A 23,431-nucleotide genomic window follows, 5' to 3' on the forward strand; every position below is an offset into this window, starting at 1 on the left:
ATGAAACAATGCAAACCTACATAAAATATCTCGGATTTTATATAGGTTTGCACAAAAAACAAGGAACTTACTCTCTTTAAAAAGATAGAATCTATCCTGGATATACATAATTTACAGTTTCACCTTTATCTGTGATTTCTGATAAACTACCGGGATTTTCTTATCATTCACTTCTACAGACATAGGCTTCTTTGTGCTTCTAAAGGTGGTATTTATCTTCGGCTGTCCGTCTATCCAAAGATCAAGTTTCTTACCTTCTGCTTTCTGAATAACGAACAGCTTAGCCAATGATGAAAAGTAAGTTTCATTACCCCGTCTCAATGCACTTCCATAAGCAATAAAGAAGTCCTTAGCGTTCTTTGCTTCAGTACCTTCTGGGTAAGAAACTGCAAACATATAAGCATCTGTCATCCAGCCGTCGGGCATAATCCATGAATTACTGTGCATTAATCTTCCGTCCGCCAGTTGGTTGATATATAAATCGGTAATTTTACCTTTATGACGGATACGAAGCCCTATCCAGTCCTGCCCTTCACGTCTTTCCATTTGAGGCAGGTCTTTTTCATCGGGAGCGTCTTTCAGAATAATAGCTGTCAGTCCTTTCACACGGTTCACCTCGGCTGGTAAATGGAATGAATAATATTTTTCGGTTCCTTTCAAATCTTCCGTAGGAGCTTCTATTTCTTCCCAATATAAATCTTCGGGATAGTCGTGCACAAAATCGGACTTAGCCAGCATGCGGGGATATAAAGGACGGATGACTACTGAAGAATTTCCGTTTGTCACATTCACGTCAATGCCCGATTTCTTATAAGTTCCATTGGTATGCCATAACCATTCGAACTGTCCTACCTTATGTGTCTTCAAATCATCGATCATATAAATCACATTATCCATCCACAGGAAATGACGGAAGTTACGGCTGAAATTATTAGAGACAGGACCTGTTCCATTGGCCAAAACATATTTCACATTGCCCGCATCCAAGAGATGATAAAGATTTCCTCGCAAAGTAGAGCCGCTATACTGTTGTTCACGAGGTTGTCCCTCCCCGTTGAACAGGACTACATTATGTGCCTGGCTTTGAAAAAAATAGTTGCGATAGGCAGGATTGGGATACCAGCAGTTTCCTCCATCCTTGATAATATCAACGCCTTTATGAAAAACAATAAAGGAGTTGGCATCCGCATGGGAATGATTCCACGTATGACCGCTTTTCACAGCAAGCATCGTAGCATCCTTCTCCCAAGAAGTACGCATGGTGGCCCAACCGAAATCCGAGAATAGCTGTGAGGTTTTCAAATCGGGAGTTATGGGAGCTTTACTCAAATCAGGGGTATAGAGAAAGCCCATCGGACGATTCAGGAAAAATCCATCACGATGCTGTCCTTGCTCTACTTGGGCTATATACCACAGAATAGTCGGGTCTTTCAGTCCCAATGCATACAATAACATCATACTGGATTCTGCTGATACGTTCTTATGACTATCACCAAAATTCAAACTATGCAGCACACCTGTACGGGGATAGCATACTTGAGAAAAGTAGTTCGGAAGTTTTGCTAATTGGGGTATATCACCGGGATTTTGTCCCGGATGAGTGTTTATCCAGGCGATCCGAAACAAAAGAGCTTCCTGAATACCAAAATTTGCATAATTGAGACTTTCATACATTCCTCCGGCCTCATCAAAGCTCTTTGCTTTCTGCTGCAAGGCATCGCCTGCAAAGTCAAACCATTCGGGTAGTGATTCATGAAGTTGCTCCACCCAATCTTTTACTTCGGGAAGTTCATTCTGTAGGCTTAATGCTAATATTCCACCCTGGCATACACAAGAAGTCCACCAGTTATGTCCCATAGAATTCAAAGAATGGATACGGGTAGGTTCCAGCAGCCAGTCTCCCAATGCAGGTTCTACAGCCAATCGTTTCAAGCCTTCGGCAATCTTTTTTCTTTCCGAAGAAGACATTATATTATAAGCTGCATCATATCCTATGGCAGAAAGGAAACTCTTATGTGCCATGCCCAGTTGCGAACGCCAGGCAGGAATACGTGCCATCATTTCCATATCTCCCCAGGATTCGGCTTCCACAGCTTTCAAAAGAATCTCTTTGATTATATTTGCATACTCTTTATTATCCGTCATCAGATAGGCCAACGACAAATAATCCAACCGATTGAAATCTTTCTTTTGTAAGGCTTCATCGGCGGTTTTCTGAATATCCTCCCAGGCTTCCCGCAATTTCGGTTCATTCTGCATACGTTGTTTTACCTGCTGAATGCGTTGAGGGGTATACAAAAGTGAAGGATGATTTATCTTTTGTGCAGATACAAACGATGCTAATAATATTCCGATCAGGCATAGAACTATTTGTTTCATGATATTTATTGCTTTTTCATTTTACTGTTCAATATTGATTAAAAATTCTTCTAAAGCTGCATTGAATTCCTCCGGTCGCTCCATATTCATCATGTGCCCGCAATCCTCTATGATTTTCAGCTTTCCATTAGGTAGATATTCCAATATGGGAGGATTTTTTGAAAATTTGTTATCAGAAGAATGACCTTCTACAATTAAGGCAGGTACAGCAGGGTGACTCTTCTTCAATTCTTCAATAGCATCCAGCCCTGCTACTACCCGTACTTCTTTGTGTAGCGGTTGCCACGCATCCCATTCGTCAATCATCTGCCACAAAGGCACACGCATCCGTTCACGCTGGCTACCACCGGATTTCATTAATCCTTCAAACCACTCTTTCTTCATCACTTCCACTCCTTTCTTTTTCAGGGCAGCTATTTCGTCATCACGTACCTTTGCTTCCTCTTTAGTCATCGGTTCACTGGGACCTTTGGACTTTCGAATGTTTCCACTGGCTAAAAAAGCCGATAACATCCGGTCTGGGAAATACGCCAACATATCAGCAGTGATAAATCCCCCCAAAGAAAGTCCGACGATATGCGCTTTCTTGATGTGCAAAGAGTCCATCAAAGTAACCAGATCTTCAACATGCATAAATTGATAATCTTCTGTTTGGGAAGAAGAAATGCCGTATCCTCTTAAATCATAGCGAATGACATGATACTTTTTCGCAAACACTAAAAATTGCTCATCCCACATACGATGGTCAAGCGAATGACCGTGTACAAAGATGATCGGTTCACCCTGACCGGCTTCCTCATAGTATAGAGAGCCGTTTCCTACATTGATACGTCCTTGTTTGACAACCAATGGCTTACCTTTCAGTATTTCTGAAACGGTCCGTGAAATGACAGGGCTGCCAAAGAAAGAAGAAAAACCGTCTTCTTTAGCAGAAGAACCTGCTACATGGGAGATGAAGAATCCGTAAACTTTATCGTGTTTATTTATCCACGGATAAGCACCGGCCCATCCCGGTGAACTAATCTGATAAGCTTCACCTGTCTTTTTATCTATTAATTCACGCCATTCTCCTAATCCGTAGATTCCATTGTGGGATTGTCCCAGTCCTTTCGCTACATAATTATCCGAGTTATTCGAAGGGATTATGGCGCCTTTCACTTGGTCGGCCTGCATTTCTTTCACAGTTTCTGCTGATATAATTTGCTTGCCATTATACATTCCATCGTGATAAATCATGGACAGGAAGTGAAGATAATCATTCATTGTAGTACACAGTCCGCCCCCTAACATGGGTGCATGTCCGCCGTCCGTGTTGATTGGGGTAAAATGAGAGTTTTTCATTTCCAAAGGTTGCGCCAGCAGTTCTTGAAAAAGAGTCTCAAACTCCTCTCCCATCGCCACTTCTGCCATTCTTCCGGCAATTTGCATGGCAAGTCCACCATATTCAAAACGAGTGCCGGGAGTAAAGACTGTATCCAAAGGGAGAATTTCAGTGACTGCCGAATCCAAATGATTATAGTTATCTACACGGGGCTCGGGAAGATATGGACGTACTCCTGATGTATGGGATAATAATTGCCGGAGAAGAATCTTACCTTTAGCATCGTCTTTAAATTCCGGCAACCATTTTTCTACCGGATCATCCCATCCCAAATCAGTACGGTCTACCACCGCGCCTATGACAGCAGCCGCTACCCATTTTCCGGCAGAAGCGACATATACTTTTGTATCGGGTGTATAATCCCGATAGTTCTTCTGAAAAATGACGGTATCATTCTTCACTACACAAATGGATGCTCCGGGGTAATATCCCTTGTCTACCCATCCTTGGATAACAGAATCCAAAGAAGAGAAGTCATACCGACTTCCCTGACCGGATGATATTTTGCAAGAACCGGACAAAAAGCAGATACTTACAAAAGCGGCAATTAATAAACGATTATTCATTTCGTTGTTTACTATCTATTCTTCTGATTGTAAATCCCAATATACGACATAGCGCTGGCGATGCAAATCGTATAGCGGACGAATCACATCTCCTTGTTCTGTCGTAAACTTCAAATCACTTCCTACACGTTGCAAAGCACGTTCAGGGTGTTTCTTATCTAGTTTCAAAGAGGTACGCAAATGTGCTGGGACATGAAAATTATAGGTATAATAATCATTATAAAGAGCAGGATTTGAGAAAGGAGCAGGGGCTTGCATACCTTCAGTTCCCCGTTCTCCCGCCAATACCAACGGGCCATATAACAGGGCTGCCTTATCCGGGTTATCCGGAGTAGTTTCCAGTTTGATTTGCATCGGATAAGTAGCCGAGATTTGATCGCCATCTTTCCATTCACGGGTAATGGCAATATAAGAACCAGATTTCTGTTTTACAGATATTTTCTTACCATTCACCGAAACTTTTACATCCTTGCTCCACGAAGGATAGCGCAGATAAATAGTCGTGCGGACAGGATTTTCTGCCTGAAGAGTAAAACGTGTTGTTTCTTCCTGTGGGAATTCCGTTTCCTGACGGATTGTCAGTCCTTTTTCTTTCCAGGTTACCTGTGAAGGGATAAATAGATTTACATATATTCCCTGATTGTTATGGTAGTAGATGGCTTCTCCAAACTTTGCATGATTCTCAAATCCGCTACCGACACAACACCAAAAAGAGTTCTCTTTTGTGCTATACAGTTTATGAGACCCGGAAAGCAAAGGCAGAAAATAAGCTACCATACCTGTTTCAGGGTCTTGTTGTCCCAAGATGTGATTATACAATGCCCTTTCGTAATAATCCGCAATAGATGAATCGCCCGTCCAGCAGAAAAGATGGCGGCTAAGTTTGAGCATATTATAGGTACAACAAGTTTCTCCGGTATAGCCGGTCAGATGTTGGGATAACTTCTTCGGATCAAAGTAGTGTTCTTTGTCACTGCTACATCCCGGAGCAAAAGTATGATGGTCAATCATGGTGTGCCAGAAGAATTCCGATAGTTTCCTGCTTGTCTCGTTGCGGGTTAACTCGTAGTTGCGGGCTTCGGCTATCACTTTCGGGATGAAAGTATTGGTATGCTTCGTTCCCAAGTCATCACGAAGTTCTTTCAATGGGTCGATTACGTCATTGTGGTAGAAATATTCCGCCAGCCAGCGATAACGTTCATCTCCCGTTATTGAGTATAAATTATAGAATGACTCATTGATACCGCCAAATTCATTGCGGATCATAAGTTTACGTGTTTCTTCACTAAGGGGTTTCAATTTATTGTATGCCCAATCACCCATTCGGGTGACGATAGTCAATGCTTTCTTATTATCCGCATACAGATATTGATCTATCAGCCCGGAGAAAAGTTTGTGCAGAGTATACCAGGGAGCCCATACACCTTTTCCCTGAATATTCCGGTTTATCAGTTCTTCGGGCCAGGCACTCAAATACCCGTTTTTCAGTGCATTCTGCACTTCTTCCAATCCGTTAACCAAGCTATCGCCTTTCAGTTTGAATATCTCACTGCCGGTAGCTGCGTACATCAAACCAAGTGCCGAGAGCATGTGTCCGGTAGTATGTCCGCGAAGTTCGCAATCCAAAGATTCCCAACCACCCAGTTTCTTCACTGTCATATATCCGCCCTCACGTCCGGCAAACACACCGGCATTGGTACGGAAGCTATGTAGCAGACGATTCACATCTATTGACGTCATCCAGGCAGAATCCCGAAGCATATTATCACGGAAACGACTTGGCAACAGGCGAACATCTTTCAAATCAAAACTTTCCGCCTGAAGGGGAGCGACTGTTTCCTTTTTCAACTTTCCCTGATGTTGTCCGGGATATACAGATTGAGCTGACACTATACCCGATACTGTCAATGAACCAAACAAGATTACCGTAACTAAAACTTTCTTATTCATATTATTTCTATCTTTTATCTATAAGATACGAACAAGGTGCCTTAAACACTCAAAGCCACAAAATTATTTAATTAAGCTACAATTCTTTAATTTAAAGCCCACTTTCTTATAAAATTCATCTAAAACGTCCTATCTTTATTCCCCAAATTAAAGAAAGGAGCTACATGGATTTACGTACGGCAAATGTTACAAGATATATTCTTCCTCTGCGTGAGGGAGGCTCATTGCCTGCTCTAGCCGAAGCTGACGATGAATTTAAGTATGTAGTCAAATTCAGGGGGGCAGGACACGGAACAAAAGCGCTGATTGCCGAACTGATTGGTGGGGAGATAGCCCGTGCACTGGGTTTCAGAGTCCCCGAAATAGTTTTTCTGAATCTGGACGAGGCCTTCGGACGAACGGAAGCAGACGAAGAGATACAGGATTTACTTCAATGGAGTCGAGGACTGAATATGGGATTGCATTTCCTTTCCGGTTCGTTGACCTTTGATCCGATAGTACATCAAGTAGATGGAAAAACGGCTTCGCAAGTAGTATGGCTGGATGCCTTGCTGACTAACGTAGACCGTACCATTAAAAACACCAATATGTTGATATGGCACAAAGAACTATGGCTGATAGATCATGGGGCGTCCCTTTATTTCCACCATTCCTGGACTAACTGGCAAAAACAGGCACTGGTTCCTTTTGTACAGATAAAAGATCATGTATTATTACCGTTTGCCGATAGACTGGAAGAAGTAGATATCGAATTCAGACAGATATTGACTTCTGATAAAATCCGTGAGATAGTCAATGCTATTCCCGACGACTGGTTGAACTGGACAGAAGGCACAGAAACTCCACAGGATTTGAGAGACATTTATATTCGATTCTTAGAAGAAAGGATGAAACATTCCGAAACATTTGTAAATGAAGCGCAAAATGCAAGAAAGGCACTTATATGAATACGCAGTCATCCGTTTCGTTCCTAAAGTAGAACGGGAGGAGTTTATCAATATGGGGATTGTGTTGTTTTCCAAACAAGCCAAATACCTGAAATCCCTCTATACGATAGATGAGAACAAACTAAAACTGTTTTCTTCCGAACTGGATATGAATTGCCTGAAAGAAGGGTTACAGGTCTTTGACAAGATATGCATGGGAAATAAAGAGGGAGGAGCCATAGCCAATATGGATATTCCTGACAGATTTCGTTGGCTGACTGCAGTAAGAAGTTCCTGCATACAAGTATCTCGCCCACATCCGGGATTTTCTACTGATTTAGATAAGACTTTGGAAAGATTGTTCAAGGAATTAGTACTCTGATTCCTTGGACAATCTCTTTGTCAAACTAACGGGCAGTAATATAAAAGCTCTGTTCTACTGCTTCAGCAGTCTGCACTTTAGGTTCTCCGCTACGCCCATATTGCCAGGCTACCACTGTCACCTTTACCGGAAATTTTGCACGTGGGGGAATTTTAGTCAATGCCAGTTTATCTCCCTTTATCTCTGCCGGACCTTCTTTTACATAATAGTAAACCGGAAGGCCGGAGTCAGCAGTTCCATTTAAACTTATTTCTTTCACTGAAGCTTTTACATCGGATAGTTTCGGGAAAATTATACTTTGGGGTATCCCTTCCTTATTCCGGTAAGGAATACGAATCTCTACCTGCTGAACGGCACTCCGGTATTTATGATCCTGTTTTACGGAAGCCATCAGGCAGATGCCTCCTGTACGTTTAGGATTATCCAATCCCATCCGATAGAAACGAACAGTAAAAGTTGTATCATTCACCACTTCCACCGGACCGCAAATTCTCGACATTCGAATGGGATGCGTACTGTGTTCTTTTGAATATTCGTTCCTTAACGTATCTGTGTACACTGCTTTCAGGTGGAAAGTGACTCCGTCCGCTTCGGGTTGAAAAGAAGGAGACATACGTACATGGGATTTCGGATTGAAAGTTATCAGTTTTCCTTTTTGCTCAAAGCCGATATACTGCTCTGTCTTTCCACGCTCATTGGCGTAATATTTTTCTGTGGCATCTGCCATTTCCTTATCAAAATACCAAAACGCATGGTTCTTGTCTCCTTTATACTTATCATAGGAAGCGGCTTCGGCTGTAGGCTTTTCATTCTTTCGCCAACGGTCTGCCAGCCAGCCATTCTTTGCTTCTACCGGAATTAACTGAATCGGAGCATCCAATGACGAATGCTCCGGCAACCGATATTCCACTGTCTTTTTCAGAAAGAGGGAAAGATAATCAATCAATTCATCGGATATGTCGAAATGTCCGTGTCCTGCATCAGCAAGAAATGCAAGGGGAGCATTCGGATATTCACGACGATAATCGAAAGAGGTTATCAACCGGTCTTCCCACCATTCGTCCTCTCCCATTACCATTAATGAGGGGATACCTTCAATCGTACGGGTTCCCCAATCCAAATTCGCACGCCCGTAACCCGTCAAATGAGTTCTGGGAGAATCACCGTGAATAGAGAGTACGGCCAATGTACGTTCAGGATTCCAGGCGGCAAAGTTCCACGGATAAGTAGCCATTGCCGAGTGTCCGATGGGTATAACCGGGGCAAACTCCAGTTCTGTATATCCGCTTATTTCAGACAAGTTCTTCATCATTGTTTCAAAGATTTGTTGGGTACCTTTTGTCACGTCCCAGCGTTGGTCTATTCCGGGAGTGATCCATATCTCTGCAATTCCCAGTTTGCCCATATTCTTCCGAAATTCAGGATGCTCGAAAATTGTTTCTTCGGTCATATTGTGTTGCCCGATGATGACGGCACGGACTTGTTTACAGTTTTCCGGTATCCATAGATAGGCAGAAGGGTGGGCGTTTGTCTCTTCTGAAATCAGCTCTTTTATTTCCACTGACCATTGCCAGGGGGCTGCTGCCACCTTAGCAACCTGCATGAATAATGACAACAATACAACAAGAAAATATTTATTCATAATGCTTCTTTTAATTGATTTAACTTCCTATACTACGAATATGAAGAACAAAATACTCAAAAAACGACTATATAATAGTAGATATTAAATGCAAAGATAGAGTTATCCGTAAAAAAGGTAGCAAAACCCGTAATCTATATAAAAACAGATTACCTTTTACAGACTAACTTTGTATAGAGGAAATAAAGATAATAAAAACATTAGAATACGCTTTTATTTTAATAATATACTCGATTATGGAAAAAGTAAAATTGAACAATGGCATTGAAATGCCTATTTTAGGTTATGGTGTTTATCAGGTTACGCCTGAAGAGTGTGAACGTTGCGTGTCGGATGCAATCAGTGTGGGCTATCGTTCTATTGATACGGCACAAGCCTATCATAACGAAGAAGGTGTTGGAAATGCAATCAGTAAATGCGGCGTACCACGTGGGGAACTGTTCATCACTACAAAAGTATGGATTTCAAATGCCGGTTACGAAAAAGCTAAAGCTTCTATTGATGAATCACTTCACAAATTAAAAAGTGATTATATAGACTTACTGCTCATTCATCAGCCATTCGGTGATTATTATGGAACTTACCGGGCTATGGAGGAAGCATATAAGGCTGGTAAACTCCGTGCAATCGGTGTCAGCAACTTCTATCCTGACCGCTTTATAGACTTGGCAGAATTCTGTGAAATTACTCCTGCCGTCAATCAGGTAGAGACACACGTTTTCAACCAACAGATAAAGTTGCAGGAAGTAATGAAAGAATATGGTACTAAAATTATGTCATGGGGACCGTTTGCTGAAGGACGAAACGACTTCTTTACCAACCCGACTCTCCAGGAAATCGGTAAAGAATATGGCAAATCAGTGGCACAGGTCGCACTGCGTTATCTGATTCAACGCAATATCATCGTGATTCCTAAATCGACTCATAAAGAACGTATGATTGAGAATTTCAATGTTTTCGATTTTTCGTTAACACCGGACGATATGGCGGCTATCGCTGCGCTTGATACAGCTAAAACACTCTTTTTCTCCCACTATGATCCGGAGATGGTGAAGTGGTTGATTAATTATGGTAAATAGTGGTAAGTAGTAAATCCCAATAAAGACTACAAATGGGAATTTAGCGGTTAAATGAGAATTTATCGGTTAGGCTGAAAGCCTTACAATTATATATTTATTGGGGTGCCCTGAAAGGGCTTAATTATATAGCGTAGGGCAACGCCCTACGTAAAAACAGCAATCTGAATTTGCGCCCTGAAAGGGCATAATTGTATACGGTTCCGCCCTTTCAGGGCTTGTGGCCGATGTGTCTTTTTCGTAGGGCGTTGCCCTACGCTATATAATTAAGCCCTTTCAGGGCACTCCGCAAAATTATCATTTACTTGTCATTTTCACATACTCAATGACCATCAAAATAATTTGAGTCATTTCTTTAGCGGAGTGAAATGCAATGCGGCTCCGCCACTTGCTTTTAGCTTCAAAACAAGCTTATCTCCGGCTTTTATCTTCTTATGAGTACTGCGTACTTTCGTGCGTGTATTCAGCTTGTCATCATCTTCGTACAGGTGAAGCATGTACTTCTTACCCGGTTCCAGAAAATCCGTAGTCAATGTAATTGTGCGGGCTTCCGTATTCGTCATTGCTCCTACAAACCAGTCATTCCCCGAACGACGTGCCTGAACGATATATTCACCAATCTCTCCATCTAACGCGCGGCTGTCATCCCATACACTCGGAATTGCTTTCCAAAATTCCAGTTCTTCTTCTCCCTGGTAGAATTCCGGTCTGTCATACCAAAACATAAATTGCAAAGGACTGTAATACACAGCTGCCATCGCCAACTGATGTGCTTTCGTATTCTTCACCCGATTATTGAAATAGCAAAGCGTATAGTCTCCTGCACCTGCCAGATAGCGGGTGAAAGGAAGAGTCGTATTGTGTGTGGCATCCGGCATTTCTTCATTTCCACGAATACCTTCCTGCGTCATCAGGTTAGGATAAGTACGGCTGAAACCTGTCGGACGATATTCGTCATGAATATCTACCATCAGATTATATTCTCCACATTTACGAACTGCATCATGCAACCAGGTACTCCAACGCTGATTACCTATCTGTACAAAACCGAACTTGATACCTTTCAATCCCCATTTTTTATACAAAGGCAACAGAATATCCAACTGCTGCACTAATGCGCGCTGATTGACATACACCATAAGTCCGATTCCTTTCGATTCGGCATATTTACACAAAGCAGGTATATCAAGGTCTTTATCAGAAGAAACTGTAGTAGCGTCCGAACTCATTTTCATTTCCGGTCCGTACCAGCCTGCATCCATGTGTACATACTGAATACCGCGTTCTGCCGCAAAATCAATGGCCGCTTTTACTCTATCTTGTTTCAAGTCGCCCGAACGGAATACTTTCCCGGGTTTGATCCAAGAAGTATCAGCCAGTTTGCAAGCCGGATTCAGATTCAAGACAAGATCATTATTATTAATTAAATCGACCGGACGTTCGCCAACCATGATTACACGCCACGGAGTACTGTAAGGAGAAATAATATCGACGCTACTATACAGGCTTGTCTCCAAAGTGGAAGGTTTCTCTGCCGATAAACGGAATTTACCACGAACATAATCCACCATTTCCGCTTCCAACAAGGCTACAGATAATCCATCAGGCAGTTTCAATGTCAAAGGACGCTCACTCTCCTCTTTGCCCCATCCTTCCAACGGACGGAGTTCATAAGGCCCTTGTGCCCAACGTTCATAATACGCCATCGTTCCTTCAGGCATTGTGAAGCTAGTCTGCTCACCGACGATATGCAAGAAAAGCCCGTTTGTCATTTCCGGAAAATGATAGCGGAAAGTAACTCCTTCATTATAGGCGCGGACTATGATATTCATAAAGTAGTTTTTACGCTTATCATAACCACCATCCCGATTACCTTTTCCTTCTCCTTTCTTGAACTTCAAGGTCATCTCATTATAGCAATCACGAACCTCCGCACGCTCGCCATATACAGGCTTCCATCTCTCGTCCGTCTTTTGATGTTCAGTCCCCGTCAACTTCAGATTCTCACACCAAAAATGACAAGTATCATTCGGTATACCCAACGCCGATTCAAACAACTGATTTTCAATCAGAACACCCAGTTTACTTTCTTCAATCACCGGACGATTTTTATAAGTCAAGGTATAATACATTTGTGCATTATCCTCTCCTACCGCACGTTGATAAAAGGTAAAACGATAAGCTCCATCAGGAGACGTCAGTTCCTGACGGGTTTCTGTCATCACATCTTGCGCTTTTATCAATGCCGGTATCACCAACAACAAAAGCAAAATTCTTTTCTTCATTCTATTTACGTTCATGTTTATTCATCTTTCCTATTATATACGAACGAGAAAGAAATTATACTCAAATGTTTATTGCCTGAAAAGCTTATTCCATCTGTTCCCTATAAAAAGTAGGTGTCATTCCTGTCACCCTTTTAAAAATGCGGTTAAAATGTACAGGTGATTCAAATCCGCAAGTAGCACTGATTTGAGATATATTCATCATACTACTATTCAATAGTTTACAAGCATATCCGATACGCATATCAAGTACATACTCTTTGAATGTTTTTCCTGTGTTTTCTTTAAAGTATCGGCAGAAAGCAGTAGGGTTCATCGCTGTATAAGAAGCAATTTCATCCAGACCGATAGACTCGGTATAATGTTTATTCAAATAGGCAATCACTTTTTCCATTCTTTCATTACGCATAATCGAAGGAGACGGAGTATAATGAGAAGTAGTCAGATACTTCCTGTGATTACTGGTAGCCATCATTTGTAGGAGTGAAAGCAACAGGATAATTTGATCTACTCCTTTGGCAGAAGGTATTTGTTTTAATAGCTTAATGATTTTCCCCGAACGGGTAATTGTGAATTTAATTCCTCTGCAAGCATCCTCCAATAAATTCCTGATAGGAATAAACTGGGAGTATTGAGATATAGAATAATGCATGAAGTCTTTTTCAAACTGAATATTGACTCCTCTTACTTTCAGTTCGGATTTTTCTTCGTTATCAGATTCTTCCCCGCCGTCCGGTGGACTTTGCATACTATGAGGCAGTTCGGAACCGAAAAGAATCAAATCACCTTTTGAATAGGAGATAATGCTGTCACCCACCAGACAATCCCCCTCTCCCTTCTCCACATAAATAATTTCATACTCACTATGAAAATGCCACGGATACGTGAAACGTGGATATTCATAAAAGCGGGCACGGACGGGATTAGAAGTCGTAATAGTCAACTTCTCATTCATTATCTTCTTCATAAATCTCCTTTCTAAACTGCTTTTGCAAAGATAGGTAAATATCTTGCAAAAATACGCATCATAGCATGTATAAAAACCCGCTATTTTTGCATCCATTCATAAAAACATTTGATAGAAAACATGAACGAATTATTTAGTATTGCCGGTAAAGTTGCTGTTATTACCGGAGCAGGTGGTGTACTGGGCGGAAATATTGCCCAACACTTTGTACAGCAGGGAGCAAAAGTTGTAGCTATTGACATTCGTCAGGAGCAACTGGACAACCGTGTGGCTGAACTTAAGCAATATGGTAACGATGTAATCGGCATCATCGGTAATGTACTTGACATCGCCAGCCTGGAGAAAGTAGCCGAAGAAGTCGTAGCCAAATGGGGACAGATCGATATTCTATTGAACATTGCCGGTGGCAATATGCCGGGAGCCACTCTCGAACCAGATCAGCACTTCTATGATATGGACATCTCTTGCTGGGAAAAAGTGACTAACCTGAATATGAACGGTACAGTTTATCCGTCCATGATATTCGGTAAGGTAATGGCAAAACAGAAGAAAGGATGCATCATCAATGTATCTTCTATGGCTGCTTATAGTGCTATCACCCGTGTACCGGGTTACTCGGCCGCTAAAACGGCAGTAGCCAACTTCACCCAATGGCTGGCAAGCGAAATGGCACTGAAATACGGTGATGGTATCCGTGTTAATGCTATCGCTCCGGGATTCTTTATCGGTGACCAAAACCGTCGTGTACTTATCAACCCGGATGGTTCATTGACCGACAGAAGTAAAAAGGTATTAGCCAAGACTCCGATGAATCGTTTCGGCGACATCAAAGAATTGAATGGTGCCGTACAATTCCTGTGCAGTGAAGCCGCTAGTTTCGTAACGGGAGCTATGTTGCCTATCGATGGTGGTTTCAGTGCATTCAGCGGCGTTTAATATTTAATCTTTTAATTTATTCAAACGCTATGATGGAAAAAACATAGAGATGGTTCGGCAAGAAAGATAAAATCACCTTGCCAATGCTCCGTCAGATAGGTGTTGAAGGAATCGTCACTGCATTACACGAGGTACCGAACGGAGAGATTTGGACAGTAGAAGCCATCAACGATTTAAAATCGTATATTGAATCGTATGGGTTGCGCTGGTCGGTCGTGGAAAGCCTTCCGGTTTGTGAGGCAATCAAGTATGCGGGTACGGAACGTGAACAGTTGATCGAAAATTATAAAGTAAGTCTTGCCAACCTGGGTAAATGCGGAGTGAAAACAGTCTGTTACAACTTCATGCCGGTAATCGACTGGATACGTACGGATTTACAGTACCCTTGGCCGGACGGTACCAGTTCGCTTTACTACGACCGTATTCGTTTCGCTTACTTCGACATCAAAATACTGGAACGTGAAGGAGCTGAAAAAGACTACACAGAAGAAGAACTGCATAAAGTTGCCGAACTGGACAAAGTGATTACAGAGACCGAAAAGGATAATTTGATTGATACTATTATCGTCAAGACACAAGGATTTGTGAACGGTAATATCAAAGAAGGAGATAAAAACCCAGTTGCTATATTCAAACGTCTGTTAGGTTTATATAAAGACATAGACCGGGATGCTTTACGAGAGAATATGTGTTACTTCCTTTCTGCAATTATGCCTGTATGCGATGAATATGGTATCAATATGTGTGTACACCCGGATGATCCTCCATTCCAAGTTCTCGGCCTACCCCGTATTGTCACCAATGAAGAAGATATAGCCTGGTTCCTGAATGCCGTAGACAATCCGCATAATGGGCTGACTTTCTGTGCTGGTTCTCTTAGTGCAGGCGCACATAATGATACTCGTGAATTGGCGAAGAAGTTTGCAGGAAGAACCCATTTCGTTCATCTACGCAGTACAGAGGCCATGCCGGGAGGAAACTTCATCGAAAGTTCCCATCTATCAGGAAGAGGACATCTGATTGATCTCATCCGCATTTTCGAAAATGAGAATCCGGGACTTCCCATGCGCGTAGATCATGGACGATTGATGCTCGGAGATGAAGATAAAGGCTACAATGCCGGTTATTCTTTCCACGGACGTATGCTGGCTTTAGCACAGGTAGAAGGAATGATGGCTGTGGTGGATGATGAGAAACAACATAAGATAGAGTTTTAATCTTATTTTTCATCAATATACTTTGAAATACAGGAAAGGAGCTTTACTTTTGTGAAGAAACAAAAAAGAAGAATATCATGAAAGCAAAAACTACGAAGCTCTGTCTACTATTTATTCTATTATGCTCCCTTCCTGTATTTTATTCATGCAGCGACGAGGCTGACGATTTTTACCTGTTTGAATACTGGGAAGTAATGCTCGACCCGGAACCTCCCATTAGTGAAACCAGTTTGTCAATCACGGGAGGAACAAAGTTGGGAATTAAGGGTGGCGTAGCTCCTTATACAGCAGAAATAGCCGATGGGCAAATTGCTACAGCTTATGTGGATGAAAACAATGATATTCAAATCAGCTCTATAAAACTGGGCAGCACGTCATTGATGGTAAAAGACGCTGATGGAAGAATCATAAAAATAGGGCTAAAGGTCGTCAACGGCAAACAATCTTTTTCAGTGAATTCTGTGGAAGCAAAAATCACAGGAATAGATGAAAGTCTGTTGGATGAACAACAAAAAGAAAAACTAGAAGCGGTCATAAAAAAGATAAAGGAGGAAGCGGGTATACAAGCTACAGGAGGAATAGCTTTCTCTTATGACCAAAAAAGTAGTGGCAAAGTGACAATTGTTACTGGTAAAGAAAATGCTCCGAAAATAGAAGGAAGCTTCTCCCGCTCCACATCAGAGTCAGGCACTACATTCCAAATTACAATCAATGGTAAAGAGTATGACTGCAAATTTAAACTTCCCGAACGTCCCGATACTTCAAAGAGTATCACCACACGAGACCTTGGCCCGATTCCTTATTGGTTAGTGGAAGATGTAACTGAAGATTATAAATCAGATGTGACCGACCTATTCGGAATAAATGCCACCTCCCTGAAAATAGAACGCATTTATATAGGTTCATTCACTCCGTTACGATAGGTTTATTCCTCTTTCTATAAAATAGATGCGGCAAAAAGCACGAATAACTGTTTTTTGTCGCATCTTCCATTTAATTAAAAACGCTATACACAATAGTTTTATTAGACTTACTCTCACACTCTCACCTTTTTCTTATATCCCTTTATTCATCGTGCTTTCGAGGGTGAGAGTAAAGGTGAGGGTAAAGGTGAGAGTAACTTTTACCCTCACCCTGTGTTTCGTCCTAATTCTAGTTGCCAGACTTGGCTTCTTATCTTGACAAACAGGCATAAACCAGTTGATAGCCACTAATATGTTGGAATCAAAGCAATAAGGTTCATAACAATAACCCTATGGACCCTAATGATTAAGCTTACTTCATCTTCAAAAGCTCACTGCTGTGAGCTGGCTTGTTTACTGCTATGAGCTGAAAAGCTAACGGCAGTAAACAAATCAGCTCATTAAAGTAAGCCGTTTCATTTGATTGTTGCATAATTGTTTGAACACATATACTTTTAGTAATGAATGTATAGTTCTGACATTATAAATACAGTGGGTTACCCCACTAATAGCCACACTTTTCTATATCAATCTACTGTATTACATCATTTGGTGAGAGTAAAAGTTACTCTCACCATTACCCTCACCTTTACTCTCACCCTCGAAAACACGATGAATAAAGGGATATAAGAAAAAGGTGAGAGTGTGAGAGTAAAATCAACACAATCTTTTATTTGTTAGCTACTTTATTCGTATCTTCTCTACAAAATCTTTTTTATCTATATTCAGTTCTTTCAAAGAAGTGATCCGTTTACCGTTCAACACAATGTTTTCGAACAAAACATTCTCGATTTTCCTATTCTTATCGTAACCTTCTATCAAAGAAGGATTGATATACTTCCCGGTACATGAAATATTACGAAATGTTATGTTCTTGACACCTCTGCCGGGACCTGTATTGTATTTTTGGTTATACATCACCCGTAGATGAAACAATTGTCCTTCCTGGATATGTTCCACACGAATATCCTCAAAAGTAATATTTTGTGCCAGATTGTGATCTCCTACGTTGATAGTCATGCAGCCTTGATAATCGCGATCATCTTCATCATGTTCCAATATATCGATATTCCTGAATACTATATCTTCCAAAACTTCATCTCCCGTTTCAGTATTTCCATGCGTACCGATATTGATAGGGTGAGCAATATCCGCCCATAGTGTAGAATTAAGTACACAGATATTACGAGAATCTCCATAATAATTCCAACGATGCGTATAGATGGCTATACAGTCGTCTGAATTACGAAGAAAAACATCATCAATCACTACATCCGAGCAAGACATAAAATCCAATCCGTCACTCCAACCCTGATAACTGAATGATTTCAGATTCTTGATAGTAATTCCCTGTGATTGTCCACCGGAAACTGTATAGTGACGGGAGTTGACAACTGTAATTCCATCAATCAGTACATTCTTGGAGTATGCCACCGATATTCCCTGCTGCGGTTCAAGCAACATACCGTGTCCGAGAATCTTTACATTCTCTACACTGTCGCAAGTCAGGCAACCTTTCAGCACCGCTCCACCTTCCAGATAGACAGTCGTGTTGGAAGGAATACGGAAGCATTTGCCTGCCACATCTGTGGGTTCGTGTATACCAGACTCAAAATACATCACATTCGGATCATTCTTATCAGGCACATTCTCAATGATCGGATTGGCAAACACATGCAGATTATTCAAACGGTCACCGTTGAACTCTACAGAGAGTTTTTGTGGTTTATCCAATGTGAACAGCAGAAAATTTCCGTCTATCTCCGGCTGAATTCCTTTAGATAGTGGACGCACTACTGCTGAACGGAGTTCCCCGTTATTCTTTTGCACCAGCACTTCCACTTTACCGGAAAAATCAAACTGTACCATGGTTGCATCCGACTTGGTATCCATGTCCACCTTTACATTATATTCATAAAGGTCTACCCAATCTTTTTCACCTACTTGTCGTACTTTTACTGTATAATCGTCATTGTGACGGGCATAGTAGATGCCTTGTGGCACCGGATAGATAACAATTTCTGCCTGTATAACTCCTGAAGTCATTACAAGTAAAAATGTAAGCGCTATTCTTATCAGTCTATTCATTTTAAGTTATTCATTTATTGTGCATACATCAATGTACCGAGTCCAAGTACATCATACCCGCCGGAATTAGCATCATAATAACCGCCGCCTCCTTCTATTCCTACATATTCGGTAGCAATCTTAGTGTATTTGAGATTATCATCCGAGATGTTTTTTACCCCTTTGTAATGATAGTAAGGCAACGCCCATATTGCACGTTTGATCCATTTACCGCCACCAAGTGTTGTTTGCTCTTCCGGAATCGGATATCCCCATTGACTCTGTTTTTGCCATATATAAGTAGTATATGGTACAGTCTCATTAGTGTAATTACAACAAGCAGCATATTCGCAAGCCCGCATGAACAGATTGTCATCATAAGCAAAGAAATCGTCTCCCTGACTCCATGCCAACTGACAAATAACTCCCATCAATCCGACACACATCAACGTGTGCCCTTGGTCACGTCCACTTTCCTGCCATTGAGCAAAGTTATAGTCCGGTGCATAATCGTGATAGATAGCACGACGTAAACGTCCGTTTGTATCACCTGTCTGCAAATGGCCGATACCTTCATTATAAATATCACGACGATCGGTTACAATGCCGATAGCCATTTTAGCCGCTATATTACAAAGACACCAGTTAGCCCAATAATGTAACGCATTCGTATCGTGATGACGTTTCAGGAAATCATCATTAGCAGGATAGAACACTTTAAGCAACCAATTCTGGAACGCTGCGAAGTCCGCACGATCCCATCCTTCATAATCCCTCAATAATTCACCGGCAATAGCAAATTCATAACCATAAAGTCCTGCGGCAAGCGATAAATTCGTATTACCTGTTACACCTACACAAGTCTGTACCCACTTATTCAGATTCTCCACTGCTTTTGCCGCATATTCATCATCCTGTTCAATCTTCCAACGAAGCGCCTGCTGATATGCAATAGTGGCCCCTCTGGCTGCATTCATATAATTTTCATCACCGGAAACTCCACGTTTAATCCATTCCGTAGGATAAGTATCTGCCGTCTTCTGCGAAAACTGACTTTCTACTAATAATTGATAAGCGCTAACCCAAGGCTCTTCTCCGGCAGCTTTTTTATCCCGGATACGCTGGAAGTCTTCCTCCGTATGCAACCCTTCATGCAGCATGGGTTCCGTTGACGGTTTAAGTTCAACCTGTTCCAAATTTACGTTATTATCAGGAAGAGGAATTTTATTCAAATCAGTTTCCACATTGACACCCGGAAGGTCAATGCCGTCACCACATCCTGCCAAAAACAGGATAGCGAATACCACGGCTATATAATATATCTTTTTCATCATATTTTTGGTTTAATGGTACACCGTACCATTGATTACGGTGCACCCAATTATAGTTTATTGCTCTACTAACTCTAATTTGAAATTATCTATCTTAGCCCGTCCTTGTTTTACTGTAATCGTACATACAAAACCAATGACAACATCGGTAGGCTCTTCAACAAGAATATCAACTACTACATCACCCGTACCCGAAATAGAAGCGTTTGCCAGACTCTTACTTGGTATATCACTCGTATTTGCCATCTCGTTACCTTTACAAACCGCAACATAACCGGTAAAACCTCTGCCGTCATATTCATAAACGTGTGCCGTCAACTTATATTTTCCTTTTTGAAGATGAGAAGTCTGATATACCTTACCATCATTTTTAGGATTGTCAAATCCCCAATCTGTTTGTAAAGCCAAACCTGCATCACTTCCATCACCATATTTCGTTTTAAATGCCAAATCAACAGCAGCACCTCCTTCACCAGCAGTCAAGTTAGAGTTCTGAACTATCCAATAAGCAGCTTTTGCCCACTCTCCTTTTTTATGGAATCCTTTATCCCCACCTTCTTTTACATATTCAAAAGGCTGTTTATAGTTCATGAGTACATATTGAGAAATATCTCCATCCACCGGCAGAGGTTGTAACATATCACTCTCTACGGGTTGTGCAATACCTTCAAACACCATTGTTACTTTTCCACCATTGAAACCTTGCGGAACCGTTACAGTAATAGAAGTCGTAGTAATCTCTTTAACCGTAACGGGTACGGATATTCCCTCAAAAGTAACTGTAACAGAATTCTTATCCGTTCCAAAACCTTTTCCTGTAAATGTTATTTCCTGCCCGGCTTTTACTAATGTACCATAAGGATAAATATACGGTGTTTCAACAGAAGTGATTTCCGGAGTTTCCCAAACCTCAAATGTGCCCGATTCGCCCATCTCTATTTCCTTACCCTGAATTATCAGCTTAATCTTCACCGGAGCTTCCGATGAAACTCCTTTGGGAACATTCACTACGATATTACCTTTATCATTCAGTGTCACTTTATCACAAACTGTTTCTCCGAAAAAGACCTGAATATTTTCAGCTTTCGTACCAAAGTTCTGACCAATGATCGTTACTTCCGTATTAATATATCCGGCTTTCGTTGAAATGCCTGTTACTGTAGGCATCGGTAATACCGTATATTTCAACTGTGTCCCGATAGTTTCAAACGGAGTAATGACAGTAATTGTATAATCTCCAGCTTCCAACGAAGCAGGTACAGTGAGTGGAATACTCTTATCCGTCAAATTATCTGTATCTATTACAGCTTCTACAGGTTCTCCGCCAGCTTTAGAAAAAGTTACTTTCAAAGGCTCCAACCCTTCAACAGACTTATCCAGCAATTCTTGCACAAGATTGGTTCCTGTTATTGCAAATTTACTGCCAGCAAAACCTGATGTAACCGGTTCGTCTTCCTTAGGAATATCAAGCGTTGCATGCTTCAACACCGTGAAAGGATAAGAAGTCAAATCAATCGTTTGTTCTGCCATAACAAGTGTCATGACTCCACTGACAGCCGTCTCGGGAACTTTTGCTGTAAATTCGGTATCAGTAGGCGTTCCCACAATCTCTGCCTTATCCGTAGAAGTTCCGAAAGTCAAAGTATATAATGTTTTGGAAGACACAAACTCTTGTCCTTCGAAAACAATACTGGTACCGGGAAAACCATAAGAAGGTTTCACTGCGCTAACACCCGGTTTACCAAGTACACGATAAACAAGATCAGTTTCTACACGTTGTCCGAAGACTTCAACAGTTATTTTTCCGTTTGTAGCCAATTGCGGCACTTTCGCTAGAATAGCATCATCGGCACAGGAGATGACTGTTGCCTCCTGGGAACCGATAAATACTTTTACATCTTCGGTTCTGATTCCAAAATCATCACCATTAATGGTAAATTCATTTCCAACATATCCTTCGACGGGTTCTATCTTTGTTACGGTCGCCACAGGATCAGTGTAACTCATTGGAACAATTTCTTCATTGTCCTCGTCACAAGCAGCTAATGCGAAAAACGAGAGAAAAACGGGAAACAGATAGTTATATATTTTCTTCATAATCTTAATTATATTATCATGATGGATTACTCTTTTTTCTTTTCCACATTATTCAAGAATCAATTTCAATTCTGTCACCTTAAAGTATGAATTACCCTTTGCCAATGAAGTCAGGAATCCAATAACAACGTCCGTTGTCTCCGTTACTTCAAATGAAGGTGTAACCAACGTACCCGAATCATTCGCTGTTCCCATTTTATCATAGGCCACATAAACTCCATTTAATTGCTCAAGATCAGCGACATTCGGTATATCACTTTCACTATCTCCTTTAGCTATCAATACGGAAATAAAGTTCCCCGCATCAGTAACTACCAATGTATATGCATAAGTGACTTCCAGTCTGTATTTACCAGGACGGAGCGTAGCAACCTGCCACATTTTCCCATTCGTATAAGCTTCTTTATCCCATCCATTCTGGAATGCTAACGTTAAGCCTTCTTCTGATTTATATTGCATTCCGGAAACAGTCGTATTGCCTTTTGCATTGAACGATGCTGCATTTTGATTCCACACTGCCGGAGTCCACCATTCACCGTTCTTCCAACTTTCATCATTTGCCTTGGCAAACGGCTGCTTATAGTTTTGAAGATAAAGCACTGTCACATCACCCTTCGAATTAGGATTGAACATTGCACCACCTGTCATTGTATATCCGTGAATAGTCACAGTCACACTACCTGTCTGATAATCAGCAGGAGTTGTCGCAACAATAGTAGACTCATCCACCAGCTCAAATTCGGCCGGCGTTCCATTGAAACTAACAGAAATATCGGATGGATCCGTACCAAAGTTTTCACCTGTTATAGTAACCTTGTCTCCCGTATCGGCTACCCCTTCACCGTCTTCACTATCAGAAGTCACTGTAATGACACGTGGTGTAGGTAGTACTGTATAATGACCGATATTCTCCACCTTTTTATTATAAATCTGTAAAGACAGATTGCCTGTTACTGCCGTTTCCGGCACCTCCACTACCAAACGGTTGTTCTTGCAGTCGAGCACTTTATTGGATTGGGCTTCACCGAAGAAAACTTTCACTGCTTCAGCACGATCACCGAAATTGGTTCCTGTAATAACAACCTGCGTAGTGACATATCCGTCTGTGGGATATATACTCTCCACTACCGGCACAGGATAATCATAAACTCTGTACTTGGGGTCTTGCTCACAACCGGAGAAAAGTGCGGAAACATAAGCAAGTATTGCCAAGTGAAATGTATATTTGAATAAAAACTTCATATAATCTATGGTATTATACGTTAAA

General features: G+C 41.4%; 15 protein-coding genes and 1 pseudogene. 6 read left to right on the forward strand and 10 right to left on the reverse strand.

Features of this window, described 5'->3' with window-relative positions:
* Positions 1 to 111 precede the first annotated feature (111 nt).
* The 3 genes from LPH68_RS10035 to LPH68_RS10045 are packed head-to-tail and all read right to left on the reverse strand — an operon-like array spanning position 112 to position 6,276.
* Positions 112 to 2,379, reverse strand: a complete 2,268-nt coding sequence (locus LPH68_RS10035; protein WP_151923673.1) for a heparinase II/III family protein — start codon at positions 2,377 to 2,379, stop codon at positions 112 to 114.
* 21 nt (positions 2,380 to 2,400) lie between these two features.
* Positions 2,401 to 4,326 carry an alpha/beta fold hydrolase gene (locus LPH68_RS10040; RefSeq protein WP_099146614.1) on the reverse strand — a complete coding sequence of 642 codons (1,926 nt, stop codon included), beginning with the start codon at positions 4,324 to 4,326 and terminating at the stop codon, positions 2,401 to 2,403.
* 15 nt (positions 4,327 to 4,341) lie between these two features.
* Positions 4,342 to 6,276 carry a glycoside hydrolase family 127 protein gene (locus LPH68_RS10045; RefSeq protein WP_008774953.1) on the reverse strand — a complete coding sequence of 645 codons (1,935 nt, stop codon included), beginning with the start codon at positions 6,274 to 6,276 and terminating at the stop codon, positions 4,342 to 4,344.
* A gap of 164 nt (positions 6,277 to 6,440) precedes the next feature.
* Between LPH68_RS10045 and LPH68_RS10050 the strand changes: the two genes are divergently transcribed.
* Both LPH68_RS10050 and LPH68_RS10055 read left to right on the forward strand, forming a co-directional pair.
* On the forward strand, positions 6,441 to 7,223 hold the full coding sequence (locus tag LPH68_RS10050) for a HipA family kinase (RefSeq protein WP_004308580.1): 783 nt from the start codon (positions 6,441 to 6,443) through the stop codon (positions 7,221 to 7,223).
* The gene (locus LPH68_RS10055; protein WP_117610819.1) at positions 7,201 to 7,584 is read left to right on the forward strand and encodes a DUF3037 domain-containing protein; all 384 of its coding nucleotides are present in this window, start codon (positions 7,201 to 7,203) and stop codon (positions 7,582 to 7,584) included. Before LPH68_RS10050 ends, LPH68_RS10055 begins: the two co-directional genes overlap by 23 nt.
* 25 nt (positions 7,585 to 7,609) lie before the next feature.
* On the opposite strand, the gene LPH68_RS10060 is transcribed toward LPH68_RS10055, so the two are convergent.
* Positions 7,610 to 9,226 carry an alpha/beta fold hydrolase gene (locus LPH68_RS10060; RefSeq protein ID WP_151923672.1) on the reverse strand — a complete coding sequence of 539 codons (1,617 nt, stop codon included), beginning with the start codon at positions 9,224 to 9,226 and terminating at the stop codon, positions 7,610 to 7,612.
* A gap of 236 nt (positions 9,227 to 9,462) precedes the next feature.
* Between LPH68_RS10060 and LPH68_RS10065 the strand changes: the two genes are divergently transcribed.
* Entirely contained in the window at positions 9,463 to 10,305 is an 843-nt protein-coding gene (locus LPH68_RS10065; protein ID WP_004308578.1) for an aldo/keto reductase, read from the forward strand.
* A 344-nt stretch (positions 10,306 to 10,649) separates the two neighbouring features.
* On the opposite strand, the gene LPH68_RS10070 is transcribed toward LPH68_RS10065, so the two are convergent.
* Together LPH68_RS10070 and LPH68_RS10075 are read right to left on the reverse strand one after the other, a co-directional pair.
* Positions 10,650 to 12,602, reverse strand: a complete 1,953-nt coding sequence (locus tag LPH68_RS10070; RefSeq protein ID WP_004310216.1) for a glycoside hydrolase family 97 protein — start codon at positions 12,600 to 12,602, stop codon at positions 10,650 to 10,652.
* Between the two features lie 70 nt (positions 12,603 to 12,672).
* Entirely contained in the window at positions 12,673 to 13,554 is an 882-nt protein-coding gene (locus LPH68_RS10075) for an AraC family transcriptional regulator (RefSeq protein ID WP_004310215.1), read from the reverse strand.
* A gap of 120 nt (positions 13,555 to 13,674) precedes the next feature.
* On the opposite strand from LPH68_RS10075, the gene LPH68_RS10080 reads away from it, so the two are divergent.
* From LPH68_RS10080 to LPH68_RS10090, 3 genes and pseudogenes are all read left to right on the forward strand, one after another.
* On the forward strand, positions 13,675 to 14,490 hold the full coding sequence (locus LPH68_RS10080) for an SDR family oxidoreductase (protein WP_008020332.1): 816 nt from the start codon (positions 13,675 to 13,677) through the stop codon (positions 14,488 to 14,490).
* Between the two features lie 29 nt (positions 14,491 to 14,519).
* Positions 14,520 to 15,707 (forward strand): annotated as a pseudogene (gene uxuA / locus LPH68_RS10085) (mannonate dehydratase).
* A gap of 77 nt (positions 15,708 to 15,784) precedes the next feature.
* Positions 15,785 to 16,630, forward strand: a complete 846-nt coding sequence (locus LPH68_RS10090) for a pilus assembly protein N-terminal domain-containing protein (RefSeq protein WP_115484095.1) — start codon at positions 15,785 to 15,787, stop codon at positions 16,628 to 16,630.
* Positions 16,631 to 17,350: 720 nt separating this feature from the next.
* Here LPH68_RS10090 and LPH68_RS10095 read toward each other — a convergent pair.
* Genes LPH68_RS10095 through LPH68_RS10110 form a run of 4 tightly spaced genes read right to left on the reverse strand, consistent with a single transcriptional unit; the run spans position 17,351 to position 23,406 of the window.
* A complete protein-coding gene (locus LPH68_RS10095) occupies positions 17,351 to 18,757 on the reverse strand; it encodes a glycosyl hydrolase family 28 protein (RefSeq protein ID WP_115484096.1) in 1,407 nt (468 codons plus the stop codon).
* A 14-nt stretch (positions 18,758 to 18,771) separates the two neighbouring features.
* Positions 18,772 to 20,070: an alginate lyase family protein gene (locus tag LPH68_RS10100; RefSeq protein WP_115484097.1), complete on the reverse strand. Its 1,299-nt coding sequence runs from the start codon at positions 20,068 to 20,070 to the stop codon at positions 18,772 to 18,774.
* Between the two features lie 54 nt (positions 20,071 to 20,124).
* The gene (locus tag LPH68_RS10105) at positions 20,125 to 22,164 is read right to left on the reverse strand and encodes an IPT/TIG domain-containing protein (RefSeq protein ID WP_115484098.1); all 2,040 of its coding nucleotides are present in this window, start codon (positions 22,162 to 22,164) and stop codon (positions 20,125 to 20,127) included.
* Positions 22,165 to 22,212: 48 nt separating this feature from the next.
* The gene (locus LPH68_RS10110; RefSeq protein WP_115484099.1) at positions 22,213 to 23,406 is read right to left on the reverse strand and encodes a DUF5013 domain-containing protein; all 1,194 of its coding nucleotides are present in this window, start codon (positions 23,404 to 23,406) and stop codon (positions 22,213 to 22,215) included.
* Positions 23,407 to 23,431: the final 25 nt, after the last annotated feature.

Origin of the sequence: Bacteroides sp. 1_1_30, assembly GCF_020982715.1 — a bacterium.
GTDB classification, from domain to species: Bacteria; Bacteroidota; Bacteroidia; order Bacteroidales; family Bacteroidaceae; genus Bacteroides; species Bacteroides xylanisolvens.